This is a genomic window from Tolypothrix tenuis PCC 7101, assembly GCF_963874875.1.
Lineage (GTDB): Bacteria > Cyanobacteriota > Cyanobacteriia > Cyanobacteriales > Nostocaceae > Aulosira > Aulosira tenue.
On the sequence record NZ_CAWNJS010000001.1, the window covers coordinates 7,779,893 to 7,797,897 of the forward strand.

The 18,005-nt window shown below is 39.5% G+C and carries 15 protein-coding genes; 11 read left to right on the plus strand and 4 right to left on the minus strand.

Features of this window, described 5'->3' with window-relative positions; translation table 11 throughout:
- Positions 1-40 precede the first annotated feature (40 nt).
- Positions 41-427 carry an SMU1112c/YaeR family gloxylase I-like metalloprotein gene (gene gloA2, locus AACU25_RS30635; RefSeq protein WP_096582126.1) on the plus strand — a complete coding sequence of 129 codons (387 nt, stop codon included), beginning with the start codon at positions 41-43 and terminating at the stop codon, positions 425-427.
- 403 nt (positions 428-830) lie between these two features.
- Positions 831-2,654, plus strand: coding sequence for an ATP-binding protein (locus tag AACU25_RS30640; protein ID WP_096582128.1), 1,824 nt, complete (start codon positions 831-833; stop codon positions 2,652-2,654).
- Between the two features lie 254 nt (positions 2,655-2,908).
- On the opposite strand, the gene AACU25_RS30645 is transcribed toward AACU25_RS30640, so the two are convergent.
- Positions 2,909-3,985 carry a PIN/TRAM domain-containing protein gene (locus AACU25_RS30645; RefSeq protein ID WP_045868056.1) on the minus strand — a complete coding sequence of 359 codons (1,077 nt, stop codon included), beginning with the start codon at positions 3,983-3,985 and terminating at the stop codon, positions 2,909-2,911.
- A gap of 250 nt (positions 3,986-4,235) precedes the next feature.
- Here AACU25_RS30645 and hemW point away from each other — a divergent pair, with 250 nt between their 5' ends.
- The 5 genes from hemW to AACU25_RS30670 all read left to right on the plus strand — a co-directional run bounded on the left by hemW (position 4,236) and on the right by AACU25_RS30670 (position 8,059).
- Positions 4,236-5,420 (plus strand): radical SAM family heme chaperone HemW, encoded by a 1,185-nt coding sequence (hemW, locus tag AACU25_RS30650; RefSeq protein ID WP_096582130.1) that lies wholly within the window; start codon positions 4,236-4,238, stop codon positions 5,418-5,420.
- Between the two features lie 100 nt (positions 5,421-5,520).
- Positions 5,521-5,787, plus strand: coding sequence for a ribbon-helix-helix domain-containing protein (locus AACU25_RS30655; RefSeq protein ID WP_096582132.1), 267 nt, complete (start codon positions 5,521-5,523; stop codon positions 5,785-5,787).
- Positions 5,784-6,089, plus strand: coding sequence for a type II toxin-antitoxin system RelE/ParE family toxin (locus AACU25_RS30660; protein ID WP_096582134.1), 306 nt, complete (start codon positions 5,784-5,786; stop codon positions 6,087-6,089). Before AACU25_RS30655 ends, AACU25_RS30660 begins: the two co-directional genes overlap by 4 nt.
- A gap of 88 nt (positions 6,090-6,177) precedes the next feature.
- Entirely contained in the window at positions 6,178-7,212 is a 1,035-nt protein-coding gene (locus AACU25_RS30665; RefSeq protein ID WP_096582136.1) for a threonine aldolase family protein, read from the plus strand.
- A 241-nt stretch (positions 7,213-7,453) separates the two neighbouring features.
- Positions 7,454-8,059 (plus strand): DUF2996 domain-containing protein, encoded by a 606-nt coding sequence (locus AACU25_RS30670; protein WP_096582138.1) that lies wholly within the window; start codon positions 7,454-7,456, stop codon positions 8,057-8,059.
- A 156-nt stretch (positions 8,060-8,215) separates the two neighbouring features.
- Here AACU25_RS30670 and AACU25_RS30675 read toward each other — a convergent pair whose 3' ends face one another.
- Complete coding sequence (locus AACU25_RS30675) at positions 8,216-8,710, minus strand: TM2 domain-containing protein (RefSeq protein WP_096582140.1); 495 nt, start codon at positions 8,708-8,710, stop codon at positions 8,216-8,218.
- A gap of 635 nt (positions 8,711-9,345) precedes the next feature.
- Here AACU25_RS30675 and acsF point away from each other — a divergent pair.
- The 3 genes from acsF to AACU25_RS30690 all read left to right on the plus strand — a co-directional run bounded on the left by acsF (position 9,346) and on the right by AACU25_RS30690 (position 12,866).
- Positions 9,346-10,422, plus strand: a complete 1,077-nt coding sequence (gene acsF / locus AACU25_RS30680) for a magnesium-protoporphyrin IX monomethyl ester (oxidative) cyclase (protein ID WP_096582142.1) — start codon at positions 9,346-9,348, stop codon at positions 10,420-10,422.
- 138 nt (positions 10,423-10,560) lie between these two features.
- Entirely contained in the window at positions 10,561-10,938 is a 378-nt protein-coding gene (locus tag AACU25_RS30685) for a sensory rhodopsin transducer (RefSeq protein ID WP_096582144.1), read from the plus strand.
- Positions 10,939-11,525: 587 nt separating this feature from the next.
- Positions 11,526-12,866 carry an esterase/lipase family protein gene (locus tag AACU25_RS30690; protein WP_096582146.1) on the plus strand — a complete coding sequence of 447 codons (1,341 nt, stop codon included), beginning with the start codon at positions 11,526-11,528 and terminating at the stop codon, positions 12,864-12,866.
- A gap of 260 nt (positions 12,867-13,126) precedes the next feature.
- On the opposite strand, the gene AACU25_RS30695 is transcribed toward AACU25_RS30690, so the two are convergent.
- Positions 13,127-14,425: a hypothetical protein gene (locus AACU25_RS30695; RefSeq protein ID WP_096582148.1), complete on the minus strand. Its 1,299-nt coding sequence runs from the start codon at positions 14,423-14,425 to the stop codon at positions 13,127-13,129.
- Between the two features lie 206 nt (positions 14,426-14,631).
- Between AACU25_RS30695 and AACU25_RS30700 the strand changes: the two genes are divergently transcribed.
- Positions 14,632-15,111, plus strand: coding sequence for a hypothetical protein (locus AACU25_RS30700; protein ID WP_096584303.1), 480 nt, complete (start codon positions 14,632-14,634; stop codon positions 15,109-15,111).
- An 85-nt stretch (positions 15,112-15,196) separates the two neighbouring features.
- On the opposite strand, the gene AACU25_RS30705 is transcribed toward AACU25_RS30700, so the two are convergent.
- The gene (locus tag AACU25_RS30705; protein ID WP_096582150.1) at positions 15,197-17,410 is read right to left on the minus strand and encodes a GumC family protein; all 2,214 of its coding nucleotides are present in this window, start codon (positions 17,408-17,410) and stop codon (positions 15,197-15,199) included.
- Positions 17,411-18,005: the final 595 nt, after the last annotated feature.

The following is an 18,005-nucleotide window of genomic DNA, read 5'->3' on the forward strand; positions in this document are numbered from 1 at the left end:
GCTAGGGTGAGTATAATTTTTAATTCGTAATTCGTAATTTATGAAAATCAATGGCATTCATCATATCGCCATCATTTGTTCTGACTACGAACGTTCAAAAAAGTTTTATGTAGAGGTATTAGGGTTTCCGATTATTGAAGAGACTTTTCGCGCACACCGCAATTCTTATAAACTGGATTTACGAGTCGGCGAGAATAGTCAAATTGAATTATTTTCTTTTCCTCATCCGCCGCAAAGACCTAGCACGCCTGAAGCTTGTGGGTTAAGACATTTAGCATTTGCAGTTGATGATATTGAGCAAACTGTAATTGATTTACAATCCCAAGGTATAGAAGTTGAGAATATTAGAATTGATGAAATTACAGGCAAGAAATTTACTTTTTTTAAAGACCCTGATAACTTGCCATTAGAAATTTATGAGAGCTAGCGGTTAATTCCTAAATTTAATAAAACCTACACTACTTGGTAAAATTGCAATTTCTTGGCTGCATCAAAACCCCTCTTCGCTCACCTTCGCTGCAATTTTTATACTTTGTCTATCGATGCCTCCGAGGTGAAATCAAGAGCTAGGTTCGTTGCGTAACAAAGGCTAAAAATCTGTTTATTATACCAATTCAAATAATGTTGGCGACAGATAAATTCTTTGTAAGGGCACGGCATCCTCAATCTTTTGGCATATCAAATATCTTACTGGTGCCGTGCCCCTACTCATCTGTCGCGTTATTTTTTCAAAATGGTATTACATTTGCATCGGCGGAAGTTAGACTAAATCTCTGCTGCAGATTTGGGAATACTAAATCTAGAAAATATCAATATTCGAGTAGTAGGATATGACTCTAGTAAGTATTCCACAAGATGAAATGAGTGCAGAACTATATCAGTTATCGAGGGAAATAGAATTAGAGAAACTATTAACAACTTTTTTGCAAATAGCGATCGCATCAATGGGAGCGCAAATCGGTTGTTTAATTCTTTACCAAGATACACAATGGTTAGTAGTAGCGCAGGGAGATATTAAACAGATCCAAAGTTTAGAAATACCCCTTGAGCAATACCAAGAAATTCCCGAAATTTTAATTGATACAGTAGTGCGGACACAACAGATGGTTGTGTTAGATAAATTCAGTCAAACAGTGAAATTTGCAGGCGATCGCTACTTTACCACCCACCAACCCCAATCGGTATTATGTACTCCTATTACGCAGCAAGAACAATTAATTGGCATTCTGTACTTAGAAAATAAGTCCCTCCAGAACGCATTTACTAGCGATCGCCTACAATTAATTCCACTTCTGAATGCCCAAATAGCAATTTCCCTGAAAAATGCTCAATTGTATTGCCAATTAACAGCATATTCACGCAATTTAGCACAGAAAGTTGTAGCCCGAACTGAGGAATCTGAACAAAAAAGCAAGCAACTATTAGCATTATTCAATGCCATTGAAGATGTGATTATTGTCACAGATGTAGATGGCAGATACTTGCAAGTTGCTCCTAGTAGCGCACCCTTACTATACAAACCTCCTACCACAATTATCGGCAAAACTACCCATGAAATTTTTCCGCCTGAGATGGCTGATTATTTCGTGAAGAACATTCAACAAGCGATCGCCACTAAAAAAGCGCAGAAAATTGAGTATAGTTTACTAATTAGTGATCGGGAAATTTGGTTTGATGCCAGTGTCGCTTGCATGGGAGAAGACAAGGTAGTGATCGTAGCTAGAGATATTAGCGATCGCAAACAGATGGAAAACCAACTGCGTGAACAGAAGGGAAATCTGGAAACAACTCTGCAAAAGCTACAACGCACTCAAACCCAATTAATTCAATCGGAAAAAATGTCAGCGTTGGGACAATTGGTAGCAGGAGTTGCCCATGAAATTAATAACCCGATTAATTTTATTCATGGCAATTTAAATTATATTCATCAACATACACAAGATTTACTGCACATATTAAGTGCCTATCAATCCCACTACCCTCATCCCCCCGCATCGCTACAATTAGAACTAGAAGAATTAGAATTTAGCTTCTTAAGTGAAGATTTACATAACATTTTGAAATCGATGAAAATTGGTTCGGAACGGATTCGCCAAATCGTGCTATCCTTACGTAATTTTTCGCGCTTGGATGAATCAGAATACAAAGCTGTGAATCTCCACGAAGGCATTGATAATACCTTAATGATGTTGCAAGTTAGACTGAAAGCACAGGCTGAACGTCCAGAAATTGCAGTGTTCAAGGAATATGGTGATCTACCATTAGTAGAATGCTACGCTAAAGAAATTAACCAAGTATTTCTCAATATGATTGTAAATGCGATCGATGCTGTGGAAGAGAGCAATCAGGGTCGCAGTTTCGCGGAGATCATTAATAACCCCAGTCGAATTTGGATTCGCACAGCCAAGACAGAAGAAAACCAGGTGCAGATTATTATCGGCGATAACGGCATTGGCATTCCAGAGCAATTGCGATCGCGTTTATTTGATCCTTTCTTTACTACCAAACCTGTGGGTAAAGGCACAGGTTTAGGGCTATCAATTAGCTATCAAGTAATCACAGATAAACATGGAGGTTCAATTCACGTTCACTCGACTCCCTGTCAATCTACAGAATTTATTATCACCTTACCCATCTCAAGAACTTCCAAATAAAAAAATAATCAATCGCTTTACCTGACTTTCTTGAGTAGGTGAGAAAAAACATAAAGTTGCCAATGGTGGTGAACAACTGTGCCCTTAAGGTTAGACAATACTTTTATGCAAACTACCATAATTATTCTTGCAATAAAATAATTCTTACACCCCTACATAGGCAGTTACCAATGTGCCCTCATGAACCCAATAAATAATCGGTGCAGTTAACCTGCACCGATCACAAATTCAGATGGATTAAACATTCTATTGTCTTATGCCAATGCTGAAGCCTGTGGTTTAGCAAAAATCATGCGTCCTGCTGTAGTTTGCAAAGCACTAGTGACTACTACTCGCAGTTCACCGCCTACATAACCACTACCTTCCTCAACAACAACCATTGTGCCATCATCTAGGTAGCCGATTCCTTGGCTGGGTTCTTTACCTTCTTTGAGAATTTTCAAATCGAGGTTATCGCCAGGTAAATAGGTGGGACGGACGGCGTTAACTAGGTCATTGACATTTAAAACTGGTACTTTCTGAACGCTAGCAACTTTTGATAAGTTGTAGTCGTTAGTTAGCAATGTGCCGTTGATATCTTGAGCGAATCTGACTAACTTCGCATCAACTGTGGGAATATCCTCGTAATCAGAAGGATTAATCAGGATGCGTTCTGGATAAGCTTCTTTAATGCGGTTGAGAATTTCTAATCCTCTTCTTCCCCTGACCCGTTTTTGGTCTTTACTCGCATCAGCTACTTGTTGCAATTCTTGCAAGACAAATTGCGGTACGATAATTTGCCCTTCTAAAAACCCGGTTTCTAAAAGTGCTTCAATCCGACCATCAATAATACAGCTTGTATCTAAAACTTTAGTATTAGCAGGTTTAAGAGTACCTTCTGCTACCATCGTTTCTACGGTGTTGGGATTAATAAACCGCAATAAGCCGCGTCCGTGGGTATCTGCCAAATTCATACCAGTAACCGACAATATAATACTGCCAACCACTGCTACTAAAGGCTTAATAAAACTAAAATCTGGGGGAATGGGTAATAAAAATAACGGTGCAAGCATGAGGTTGGCTAACAATAACCCAATCACCAAACCAATAGCACGCGTTAAAATTACTTCTAGAGGCATTTCTCGGACTTGTGCTTCTAGGCGGCGATATGTAGTTTGGAAACTAAGTCCAATTGCACCACCGATGATGGCGGCAAAGACCGCGACAACTAAGCGCAAGGCTTCTAAATTTGTTACCCGGTCTAGCGAGCCATTGGGTAGTAGTTCTATGCTGTAGAACCCAATTCCCGATGCTGCTAGGATGAATGAGAGAATAATAATTGCATCAAGCATGGTTTTGTGGTTTTCCTGCAACTGTATTAACCGAAAAAGTTTAAGTATTTTTTATTTCATAGGCAAATAGCTTTAGAAATGTTTACTTAACTCTAGGGGTTTAAGCAGGTAATATCTGCAAATATTATAACCAAATAGTTTTAGCTTCATATTTTTAATTGTTTTGTTGTAAAACGATAATACTTGTAAATAAACTACTAGTTTTTATCGTTTGTAATTCTCAGTATGATGAATTTTATTGTTTCTTACAATGCCTCAAAAAGTTAATTTTTATAGCACTCCCACTTCTGCTTATGTGCATATTCCGTTTTGCAGACGGCGGTGCTTTTATTGTGATTTTCCGATATCTGTTGTGGGCGATCGCTTGCGCGGTGAAACATCTAATGCGATTTCCCAATATGTAGAAGTGCTAACTCAAGAAATTCCTACCGCACCGAGATTTGGTCAACCTTTAAAGACAATTTTTTTCGGTGGAGGGACACCCTCGCTGCTATCAATAGAGCAGTTACAGCAGATATTAACAGCTTTAGAGCAGCATTTTGGCATTTTACCTGGGGCAGAAATTTCTATGGAAATAGACCCAGGGACGTTTGATTTAGCACATATAGCAGGGTACCGCAGTTTGGGGGTGAATCGGGTCAGTTTAGGTATACAAGCATTTCAAGAAGAGTTGTTAAAACTCGCTGGGCGATCGCACTCAATTGCAGATATTTTTGCAGCTGTGGAATTAGTCCGCAAAGTCGAGATTCCCGAATTGAGTTTAGACTTAATTTCTGGTTTACCGCATCAGTCTTTAGAGCATTGGCAAGATTCCCTAGAGAAAGCAGTGGCGATCGCACCAACTCACATCTCGATTTATGACCTTACCATAGAGCCAGGTACAGCCTTTGGTCGATACTACGAACCTGGTGCTAATCCTTTACCCACAGATGAAACCACAGTCAAAATGTACCAAATGGCACAGCAAACTTTGACTGATGCAGGTTATGAACATTATGAAATTTCCAATTATGCCCAGCCTGGACATCAATGTCAGCATAATCGGGTTTATTGGGAAAATCGTCCTTATTATGGTTTTGGTATGGGTGCAGCTAGTTATATTGAAGGGAAGCGTTTCACTCGTCCACGTAAAACTAAAGAGTATTACGCATGGGTAAAAGCTGGTTGTGTAGTTGATTGTGAAATCACACCGCCAAATGAAGTGTTATTAGAAACCTTAATGTTAGGCTTGCGCCTCGCTGAAGGTGTGCGTTTAGCAGCTTTAGCGGCGGATTTTGGCGAAGATAAACTAGAAGAACTTCGGAAATTTCTCAAGCCGTATTTTGCAAAAGGCTGGGTAGAGGTTATTAATGGAAGATTCTGCCTAACCGATCCCCAAGGATTTTTATTCTCTAATGTAGTTTTAGCAGATTTATTTTCTAAATTTAGTGAATAAGCATTTAAGCTACATGATGATTAAAAAATTCATTGATTGAATTACATTGGATAGAACAAACTGAAATAATCCAGTTATCTTGAGCTAAGGTATTAAATTTATGACTATTAATCTTAAACCTGAACATGAGCAATTAATTAAAGCGCAAATTGCTAGTGGTAGATTTACAAATGCAGATGAGGTAATTGGTACAGCATTGAAATTACTAGAAAAATTGAATGCTGAGTACAGCCAATGGGTAGAAGAAACTCGCCAAAAAGTAGAAGTTGCTATTGCTGAAATGGAAAGAGGAGAAGGATTAGACGGTGAGACAGTTACAATGCAAATACTTGAAAGATTTCAAAAAGCACGTGAGGCGGCAGAATGAGCCGTTACATCATCTCACCTTCTGCAAGCAGAGATTTAAATGAGATTGCAGATTATTTTTTGACAATAAATCTGGAAGCAGGAGAAATGCTTTTTAGAGAATTCAATAAAAAATGTCAAAACTTAGCTAAATTTCCCAATATAGGACGTAGTTATTCTCACATTAAGCTGCAGTTGCGTGGTCTTCCGCTTGACGGTTACGTCATTTTATATCGAGTAGTGAATGACGGTGTGGAAATTTTACGTGTAGTGATTGCGCGTAGAGATTTAGAAAAATTATTTTCAGATATAGACGATTATTGAAAAGTAATTACAATGAACATATTGATATTTTATTTCTCTTATAAGAGGCATAAAATATCAGTAATTATTATAATGATAACTAAAAATTATGCATAATCAATTAGAACAGTTTGCGAGTGATAATTACTCGGGAATTTGCCCCCAAGCGCTAGAGTATATGCTAAAAGCTAATGAGGGTAGCGCTCCAGCTTATGGTAATGATGAATGGACGCAAAAAGCCACAGATTATTTTCGTGAGTTATTTGAAATTGATTGCGAAGTATTTTTTGCTTTTAATGGGACAGCAGCCAATTCTTTATCTTTAGCTGCACTTTGTCAGTCATATCACAGCGTTATTTGTCATGAAACATCACATATTGAAACAGATGAATGTGGCGCACCAGAGTTTGCTTCTAATGGTTCCAAATTACTATTAGCTAAAGGCGAAAATGGTAAGTTAACAGCACAGGCTATAGAATCACTAGTAACTAAGCGCACTGATATTCATTATCCGAAGCCAAAAGTTATTAGTATTACCCAAGCCACAGAAGTAGGGACTTTATATTCTCTGGATGAACTGGCAGCAATTAAAGAAACTGCGCGCAAACATAACCTAAAAATTCATATGGATGGCGCTCGTTTTGCCAATGCAGTCGCCGCTATGAATAAAACCCCGGCGGAAATTTCTTGGAAAAGTGGTGTAGATGTGTTATGTTTTTGCGGCACAAAAAATGGTATGGCTTTAGGAGAAGCAATTATTTTCTTCAATAAAGCTTTAGCAGAAGATTTTGACTATCGCTGTAAACAAGCAGGTCAATTAGCTTCAAAAATGCGATTTATTTCTGCTCCCTGGTTAGGTTTACTCGAAACTGGCGCGTGGTTGAAAAATGCGCGACACGCAAATCAATGTGCTGAATATTTGGAGAATAAATTAATCAGTATTGATGGCGTTGAGATGATGTTTCCTAGAGAAGCCAATGCTGTGTTTGCCAAACTACCAGAACACACAATTAAAATTTTAAAAGAAAAAGGCTGGCAATTCTACACCTTTATTGGTGTGGGTGGAGTTCGTTTTGTGAGTTCTTGGAATACTACACAATCTAGAATTGATGAATTGGTAAATGATATTAAGGATTCAATTTGAGGAGAATAAATTGCTTACTAGCATAAGATGCTTATAGTGAGTATCGAAAAATTTTATGGTAAAAATTTGCGACCTGAATAAAATTGCAGATGCATCCAAAAGAATTGCTGAGATTTATTTTTGCTAGCTATAGCTATACGCTCCTATGCCAAAATGAAAATAACTAATACCATAAGGTGAGCGATACCTACGGCACACTTCGTGAACGCTCTGAAAGCTAGATAAAGGATTGACCTGAGCAATGGCAGACGAAACCAATCAAAATCAAGCGGGAGAGGTAGCTCCCACCACTGACCAACCAGTAGCGACGGACCTCCCTACTGCCAATAAGCCAGATTCCAAAGCAACTGCTGTACCTCCCAAGCGCGAAAAACCTCCAGCTAAAGCCGCCGCAGGAGAAAAACCCGCCGCTACAGCAGATGGAGAAGAAAAACCCGCGGCTAAAGCCGCCGCAGCCAAAAAAGAAAAAGCTCCTGCTGTTGAAGATAAGCCATTTGTAGAGTTTATCCAGCAACACTACTTACCAGCTGTGCAAACAGCAATTACTCAGCAAGGCGTAGCTGATTTACAGTTGTCTTTTGCTAAACAGAAGCTTCCTATCTCTGGCTTTGAATCAGCCGAGGACTGCTACCAACTTGTGGGAAGTTGGCAAAACGGTTTACGCCAGTTTAATCTTTATTTCCCCGATGAAGATATTCAAGGGAAAAAAGGATTCTCTTGTAATGAAGGTAAAAAACCTAGCACACTAGAATCCTTCTTAATAGATGAACGTAAAATCACTCTGGACTTACTAGTATTTGGTTTAGTGCAGCGCTTAAACGGACAAAAGTGGCTAGGTAGAAATTAGTCATTTGTCATTTGGCATTTGTCATTAGGTAGGGGTAATTGGTAATGGGTAATTGGTAATGGGGTTTGGTGTTTGTTATTTTGCCTTATCCCCCTCATCTTCCTTATCCCCAATCCCTAATCCCCAATCCCCAGTCCCTAATCCCTAGCCCCTATTCTAAAGTTCATGGAAATGATAGGTAACGGCTCCAGTCATGGGGTCGTTATCTATTTTGACGTAACCTGATTTAAATATCTCCTTGAGTGCGGCTTCTACTTCTGCAAAGTTAGCTCCTGTACCTTTCACACCTTGAGTCACAGTCAGACAGCCGCCATTTTTTTCTGCTACTTCAATCAGTTTAACTATTAGTTGGTTACCAGTAGGGCGGTAAACTTCAGAGGCAATGACAGGCTGATTTAGTTGTACACCCATAGGGGATAAACCTAATTTACCTCTAAGTTTGAGATCATATTCGTCAACCATATTAGGGATAAGGAATAAATCCACGAACTGCCCAATATACAAGAAACCAAAAGTACACAGCCACAACAAGCCCGTCCCTATTTTGCCGTTATATATCCGGTGCAGGCCTCCCAAGCCGGCAAACCCGAGTGCACACAAGATGTAGGAACCAAGAAGACGGTCTTGATTGGTATGATTATCAACCTTCATGCTGTTTTCATCCCCTGGGATTCGCGCTTGTTCTTGAAGACGGTTTTGCGAGGCTGTTTTGTTTCAGTCCCTAGCCTCTAGCCCTTTGTTTCTACAAAGGTGTGAGGGGATTCCGCAGAATATATAACTATTGTTGCAACTCTTAACGTTTTATCTAAAAATTTTGAGCCTGTACCTTGATAGACTGAACTTTATCAGCCTTAGTGATAAGTACTGTATCCCTTGCTTAAAAGCTAGAGGATTTAGCAATAATATAATTTGTAATTGATAGTTCGTAATTCGTAATGAAAAGCTCATTTAAGAATTACGAATTATAGAGTGTACTTTAGGGCATATAGAAAACTGGGTTAGAGAGCAATCTCACCAGGTAAACCCTAAATGCTTGGAGAGCTACCCATAAACAGGACTCTAGGTAAATACGTAATATCCTAGTTGGTTCGGGTAGGACAAGATATGTAAGACCTAGCCAATTCTAGTAGCATCACTACTAAATGTAACTAGGCAATGTCTGCTCAAGAATCTCCCAAATTTTTGCAGATGGGAGAGCGTCAATGTCGTCTAGTTACGCCTTGAGAGCGTCTGACGTTGGCTTTCTGGTGTACTGAAGATAATAAAGACAGAAGAGAAATCAAAACATGGTAGATTCCCTAAAAAAACCAGGCTTTGAAGAATTGCGTCCAGGGATTAAAGTCCCGGCAAAAGAAACACTATTAACACCCCGGTTTTACACCACCGACTTTGATGAAATGGCGCGGATGGATATCTCCGTCAATGAAGACGAGTTACAAGCCATTCTCGAAGAGTTTCGTGCTGATTACAACCGCCATCATTTTGTTCGGGATGCCGAGTTTGAACAATCCTGGGATCATATTGATGGGGAAACTCGCCGTTTATTCGTTGAATTTTTAGAACGTTCCTGTACAGCCGAGTTTTCCGGGTTTTTGCTGTACAAAGAACTCGGCCGCCGCTTAAAAGATAAAAGCCCAGTTTTAGCCGAGTGCTTTAACTTGATGTCACGGGATGAAGCCCGTCATGCTGGCTTTTTGAATAAAGCGATGTCAGACTTTAATCTTTCTCTAGATTTAGGGTTTTTGACAAAGAGCCGCGATTACACCTTCTTTAAACCGAAATTTATCTTCTACGCCACATATCTTTCCGAAAAAATCGGTTATTGGCGTTATATCACCATTTATCGTCACTTGGAAGCACATCCAGAAGACCGGATTTATCCAATTTTCCGATTCTTTGAAAACTGGTGTCAGGATGAAAACCGTCATGGTGATTTCTTTGATGCAGTCATGCAATCTCAACCACAAATGTTGAATGATTGGAAGGCGAAGCTATGGAGTCGCTTCTTCCTGTTGTCAGTGTTTGTGACGATGTATCTCAATGACCTGCAACGCAAAGACTTTTATGCTTCTTTGGGATTGGATGCACGGGAATACGACATCCATGTGATCAAAAAGACCAATGAAACCGCAGGAAGAGTTTTCCCGTTGATGCTGGATGTTGATAATCCAGAGTTTTATCAACGCTTGGATATTTGTGTTGAGAAGATGGCAAAATTAAATGCGATCGCCAACTCCAACACTCCTAAATTCCTGCAATTCTTCCAGAAGTTGCCAACTCTCGCCTCCATTGGTTGGCATATGGTTAAGCTGTACCTCATGAAACCCATTGATGCGGTTTCTGCTCAAGGTATGGCCCGCTAGTTAATCAGGATTTGACGAAAATTTAGAGTGGTTCTATTTCACTAGAACCACTTTTTTTATGTCACTTTTTGCTCATATTAATCTTGTACTTTAAATAGATAACCGCAAGATTATGCTCTTTAACACCAGGAGGAGTAAATGAGTCAGGCAATCGGACGTACTTGCTGGGCGATCGCAGAAGGTTATATTCCTGCTTATAGTAATGGCCCAGAACCCCAGTTTATTAGTCACGAAACAGTGTGTATTTTAAATGCTGGGGATCAAGATGCTCATGTAGAAATCACGATTTACTATAGCGATAGGGAACCTGTAGGTGCTTACAAAATCACTGTTCCCGCACGACGGACAAAACATATTCGCTTTAATGACCTCAAAGATCCAGAACCAATTCCTCACGATACTGATTTTGCTAGCGTAATTCAGTCAGATACACCGATTGTCGTGCAGCATACCCGGTTAGATTCACGACAAGCAGAAAACGCTCTTCTCAGCACCATCGCTTACGCTCATAATTAAATTTATTATTCTTTGGCGACACTGCTTGATAGCAATAGCTATTTTCAAATAATGTATTTATACCAGCGTAAATATATGAGTAAGAGCGGGCAGATGTGCGCTCTTATTCATCATTGATATGTTGCAATGTCTTTAAAGTTGGGATTACAAGTATTTTTAAATAAATCTTCTGTATAGCGTAGCAATAGTAATAAATATTTTGCTACGAAAAATGCAAACAGATAAATACTGCCGTCAGAACAGTCTAAACAATCAATTATTTAATTCCTACAACCCAGGCCAAAGTAAGGGTACAAAAATTTCATACCCTGAATAATACTCAATGGCTTTAACGACATTTTTAGCAGTTTTACATAGAAAATCACGTATTTTGAAGGTTTTTCCTCGTCTATCAAAGTAAATGTGACATTAGGCAAATTTTTTCAAAGTTTCAGGCTAATTACCAATTAAACCTGAGATAATGTGGCTTTAAGTTCTATAGCATTCTTCAATAAGTCTTGAGCATTTCTAAAAAGTAAGATTTTGGACTACTTGCATAAGTTCAGAATCTTGATTTTGTGCGTTTAAGTAATATCTAACAAAAGTATATGGGCAGTAATCCAATTGTCTTAATCCACGGCTACTCTGCTTCCGGTGAATCTTTCAAAGTGTGGGAAAAAAAGCTAGAAACCCGTGGCTATGATGTCTCAACTATCCATGTTTGTAGCTATGTAACCTTGACTAACGAAGTCACAATTAAAGATATTGCCGAAGGTTTTGATCGGGCATTATCTATAGAGGGAGGGTTAGACCCAGATCAGGAATTTGATGCGATCGTTCACTCAACTGGGATGCTGGTGATTCGCGCTTGGTTAACTGCGTACTCGCAAAAGCGACGAAATCGACTTAAACACGTGATTGGATTAGCACCAGCCACCTTCGGTTCTCCCTTAGCCCATAAGGGACGGAGTTGGTTAGGTGCAATGTTTAAAGGAAACAAGGAGTTTGGCCCCGACTTTCTAGAAGCTGGGGATTTAGTTCTGGATGGCTTGGAACTAGGAAGCAAATTCACTTGGGATTTGGCACATAAAGATTTATTTGGCAGTGAAATATTTTATGGGAACAAAAATGATACCCCTTATGTATTTACATTCTGTGGTACAAATCCCTATAGCGGTTTAGCCAAATTAGTCAGCGATCCCGGAACTGATGGTACTGTTCGCTGGGCGGGTTGTGGTTTAAATAGCCGCAAGATTTTACTTGACTTAACCAAGCAGCAGGAGGAGGAACAGCGTATCGATTTTGACGGTTCTAAAAATGACGGTATCGCATCCACAGTATTAGTTGAGGGGTTGAATCACCAGACAATTATGAGCAATCCCCGCGATGAACTAGTAGATGCAGTTTGTGAAGCACTGCAATTCACCCCCGAACAAAAAATTCAGGATTGGCAGATAAAAACTACGGAGAAACTCTCTCCAAAGACTATTGATTTATGGCAGCAGTTTGTTGTTCGTGCCGTAGATGAACGTGATGATCCAATTCCTGACTACCACATTCAGGTATTCACCCAAGGTAATGATAACTTCCAAGCCATAGATAATTTTGCTGCCAACGTACATACATATAGTGGGGATAAAAGCCTTCGCTGTTTCTATGTCAACTTAAATCGGATTCTCAATCCCCAAAATTTGCAGCAACCAACGAATTTACCAAATTTGATGATGCGCGTTATTGCATCATCAGGTTCACAGCTAATTGACTATTTGGGAGTGAATAATAAAGGAGAATGGGATGCACAGATGGATATCTCATACCTACTACGGGAATCCAAAGTGAGACTTTTCTGGCCGTTTACAACTACTCTGATTGAATTAAAGCTAAATCGCGAACCTCGCAAGGATGTTGCCAAGTTTTTACAGCGGCTACAGCAACTAAGTTCAAATTAGCGATCGCATAGTTTTTTTCACTATACAGTCAAATAGTTATCAGCAGAGTTATACTGCTGATAACTCCAGAATAAAATCCAATACAGTTCAGTTAAGAAAATAAATTGACAACAAAACAAATAATTTTGGAGGGGGTTTGGGGGATGCAACCGTCACCCAATCGGGGGTTTGGGGGAGAATCCCCCAATTTGGCTAGCTGTTTCCACAACTGACAAATCAATCACTAATGATCTGAACTGTATTGGAATAAAATCAGTAATTTAACTTGATTTGGTATCATCTAACCTGCGTTGCCATTCAGCATCAATTTGTGCAGAACGCTCAAATTCCTGTTCTAGTAAATCAGTCTCGCTTGAGTACACCAAATCTTCTTTGCCAATCACTTTATCTGCTGCAAACTGACGAGCATAGTCAATTTTCTGTTGTAAACTAGCATCCACATCTGTTAATAGTCTCGCACGGGAAAGGCGATCGCGGTTACGTGCGCTAATTTGGCGATTGCGCCACTGAATCCAGAAATAACGCAGTAAAGGTAGAGCTAAAAAACCTGTTCCATAAGCTAACAGTAGCCAGTAAATGCTTTGTACAAAAGCTACTAAACCACCTAATTGCGCTGCAACTGTCCCATCTCTTAACAAACTTCCCAATACTAAGGCTCCCACAAAATTGAGTATGCCTAACCCAGCACTGAGCATAATTTGTCCGGAACTTGCGGCACTAAAACGCCACAATGATTCCTCTAAATACACAGGTATTGATTGACGATAATTTTTGCTAGCCCTCACTTGTAATTCTGGGAAGTAATAAACAATTTGCCCTTCTGGACTTACTTCTGGTTGCCCATTAAATCTTATGAGTACAGGTAACATATAGTCTTCGTACTCTTGTTGATATGTCTCACCCAGATTATCCAAATAAGGAGCAATTTGTTCTGCTACCACTGCGCCATGATGATTGCGAATTACAGCCGCAATTTCTTGCCAACGACGTTCTTCTAAGTTGGCGTTAGGATTACCATCACCAAACAAAAAGGAAAATACCGCCTCAAAGAAATTTAGATTACTACTCTGGTTTCTTCCACGTCGTCGTTGCTGATATTCAGTATGATAATTCGGGCTTAAATACCAAAATAAATCTGGAAAAAAGAAGAAGCCTCCACCGCCAGAATAACTACTTCTATTGTTGCTATCACGATCTGAGTTAAGAGAACTTTGAATTAAGAAAATGCTAATAATAATGAGGACGATAGAAACTATTAAGAAAATCCCAAAAGAAATCCTCACTAAGTAAAATAGCGCGCCCCAAATCTTTTGCCACCATTCTTGAAGGCGTAACTGCAAATATTTGTTGCGTAAAACTGCGCGAAAATTTTTGGGAAATAGATAAACAATGTCACCTGATTCTGCTACTTGCAAATGTCCGCCAGCATCAGATGCTAAAGCTAATAACCCTTGTCCAGCCTGTGCAATATTTAATCCTGCCTGGGTAGCGACATCACCAACTGTGACGCGATAACCCAGTTGTTCCACAGCCTGCATAATGGTGGGATTGGGAGTCATTGCTCTCCCCTCCTGTTAAATATCTTTACTATCTTTCTTCAAGTATAAAGTTTTATTTGGAGTGTCTGGGGAGTGCGATCGCCAATTTAAGATTCACCTGCAAACCAATTCCCTATTTTTACAAATTTGCGGTTTTAGTGGCCATTCTATTCATGTTAGAATTATTTTCCTCGGCTTGGTTAAACAGCAAATTTTCTGCTTGCAATATGGTTCAGTATACTCTCGCTCAAAGTCCAGAAATTATCCTCACTGTTTCTGGCAAAGACTCAGCCAAAGCCCGTGAGAAAGCAATGGATCAACTGATGGAACTGATGGATGCAGGTAAGCTACCCACAGAACTAGAAGAAGGATTTGGCCCGCAACAATTAATTGAAGTTAAAGAAACAGCAGCTGATACCGCTAGTGGTGAAGATGCTATTACTCAAGCTGTTCAGATTCTCAGCAACTTAGCTACACTCAAGCTAAAAGTTCAAGAATCACGTAATGAAGCTATAGAAATTCGCAAGGCGGTTGATGTTCTGTTCTCAGATGACTCAGTCACTGAAGAAGAAATTACCCGCCTGAAAGAAGGATTCAAAGTTCTCAAAAATTTTGCCCAAGTTAATCTCCGGTTCCACGAGGCTAGAACTAAAGCCGAACAAGCAAGAGAAGTTCTAGATCAGGCTTTAAAATCACCCGAGCAATAGTAGATAGTACTTAACACTATTGTGGTAATTGTTAATCAGTAGCTAATTTAATTAACCATGAATAACAATTACCTATATTTCTCTTTTAACTGCGGTTAGCCTTATTGATGTTAGAAGAGACATTGGCAGAGTTAGCACTGGTTGAGACTTTCTCCACACTAACTTTCTCACCACTCATGCTTTGTCTGTAATAGTGTTGATAGTACTGATAAGAAACAGGCGCAGCATCTTTAGACTTATTAGCGATCATCCCTAATAGCGGAGTGCCAGAAATTTGAATCTGTTCTAATGCTTGCTGTAGTGCAGTACGTTTGAGCTTACCTAAACCTGCAACTAGTACAAGCCCATCAGTATTGGCTGCTAATAAGTAAGCATCTCCAAATCCTAAAAGTGGAGGTGTGTCATAAATGACTAAGTCAAAACTAACTTGCAATTCCTCCATCAAATTCTGCATTTTTTGAGACGCAAGCAACCTCATCGAGTCTGGAGGAATCGGCCCTGCTGGCATCACAAACAGATTATCTTCGATAGGGGAAGGCTCAATCACATTGTGCCAGTCTAAATCTTGGGAAATGACATCAGTCAACCCCTGAATATTCATGAGCCCAACTCGATTGTGTAGACTAGGCGCACGTAAATTAGCATCCACAAGTAATACTCGTTGTCCCATTGCGGCTGCTGCTTGTGCTAGCTGCGTTGCAATTGTAGACTTACCATCTCCTTGTCCGGCTGAACTAATTACGAGTGAGCGAATTGGTGTATCCGAACCCAACAGCAAAATATTAGTGTATAGAGAGCGGAAAACTTCAAAGAAAGAAGAACCTTCTGTATTTTGCACACCTCTGGAGACACTGTCTTTTGTCCCTGCTTCTAGTTCTTTTCTTAAAGGAACTATTCCTAGTAATGGCAGCCTGGTAGCATCTTTGAGTTCTTGAGAAGAGTAGAAAATATTACTGAGTTTATCTACAACTAAAGCTGTTCCTACACCCAAGATTAAACCCAACAAACCACCCAAGGCTAAATTTCTCTTCGCACTGTCTGAGATTGCCAAAGGTTCATTAACTTTGGAGAGTTGCGGATCTAGCAGCACCCAAGGTTGTTGCTTTTGCGCTTTCTCAATTTGCAAAGCTTGCTGTTTGCCTGTAAATTGGGTCAGAGCTTCGTTAGCAATTTGTAATTCTCTTTGGATATTGTCGTAATTGCGGCTAATCGTTGCTAACTTTCTAACTTCGCTGTAGATATTGTTAATTTTTTCATCTAGGGAGCGATCGCGCGCTGAAAGTTCCTGAATACGGCTTTGAAAGTCCTTTTGTACCCGCGCCTCTTCTTGCGCCAGTAATGGCATTAAATACTCTTTCTTTTGCCTTAAAGTCACCATTGCCGGGTTTTCATCTGTAAACACGGCTGACTGTTGCTTAATCGCAATATCTGCTGCTTGGATCTGATCGAGAATCTTTTGGTAACGAGCATTATCACTTAACAACGAATTACCAGCCCTTTCGCCAGGTTCTTGGGCTAATTCTCGTTGTAAGTCTTCATACTTAGCTATCATTTGTTCTAGCTGGACTCGATTCTCTATTCGCTGTTGCCGGAAAACTGTCAATTGCCCAGATAATTCTTGAGCTTTCTGGGTAGGTTCAATCAAATTATTGTCCAGCCGCAAATTTCGCAATTGCTCTTGCCAGTATTTTAAACTCTTCTCTAATGGCTGTTTTTGTCTATCCACAAACTGAATAGCCACTTCCACATCTGATTGCCGTTCCTGCAAACTATATTGCAGATAAGCATCAGCAAGTAGCTTTAACACATCAGTCACTAGTTGTTGATCTGAGTTCTGATATTCGATGCTGATGATATTTGGCTTTTTAGATGAGATAGTCAAGTAATAGACCAGCAAGTCATATGTGATTCCTGGGTATTGCTCCTGCAGCTTTTCCACAATCGGATTCAATACCTTAGGACTCTGTAAAACTGCGATCGTTGTCTGAACTTCCTTTGTTGACTCAGGAGGTGCTACTTTATCTTGACTACTTATAGATTGAGGAACATTAGCCGTTACCTTATCCTCACCAGTGACTGGTTTGGTAAGAATATCAAAAGTGCCTTGATAAATTGGGGGATCTGTTTCTGCCTTCAGTACTGCTGCTGTTGCGACTAAGGCTGTTGTACCACCAATTAACAATAGTCTACGACGCAGAACTGCTCCCACTTGACCCAGGTTTAATCCACCTTCTTCATCGTTTAACTGGGTAAAGTTTGCTTGTGATAAGGGGTGAGAATATTTTTCCGACTTCAGCATAGCATTTGTCAACTAAACTACTTATATTCCTTTAATCAGGTGAATTCTTCGATTCAATCTTGGATAGGTAGTTAGATTGCTCCGAAGTAAGCTTTTTTGTTTCTGCACCCACGTAAATCAATTGAATTGATTGACTACTTAGATAATACCATTAATAAATGTAGTAATATTTAATACGCAAAAATTACGTATTAGGAAATATTTAGCTTTGACGAATTGATATAAAGCTCAAATAAACTTGAATACATATACTTTAACTACAGTAGCATTACGCAAGAAGAATTGGTGAAATTCTTTAAAAGATTAAGTAGAATTTTCTTAACATAGGTCGGTTTTTCAAGTATAAATACGGTAAAATCACTCTTGAAATATACCTTAGTGCTTATCTTTTCTGAGTATGTTTACTCGGAAAATGCTCCTTTCTCTACTTTATATATTTAAAGTTATTTTCAATACTATTTTCAAAATCTCCTAAAAAGACTGTGGAGCAGGTAAGTCCAGTTCCCATCAACAGGTATAGTTACAAGCATCTAACAGGATTTACTTTTGACTTAGCTCTGCTCACGATAGCTATAAAGGTTGATTGCAAAGCAGC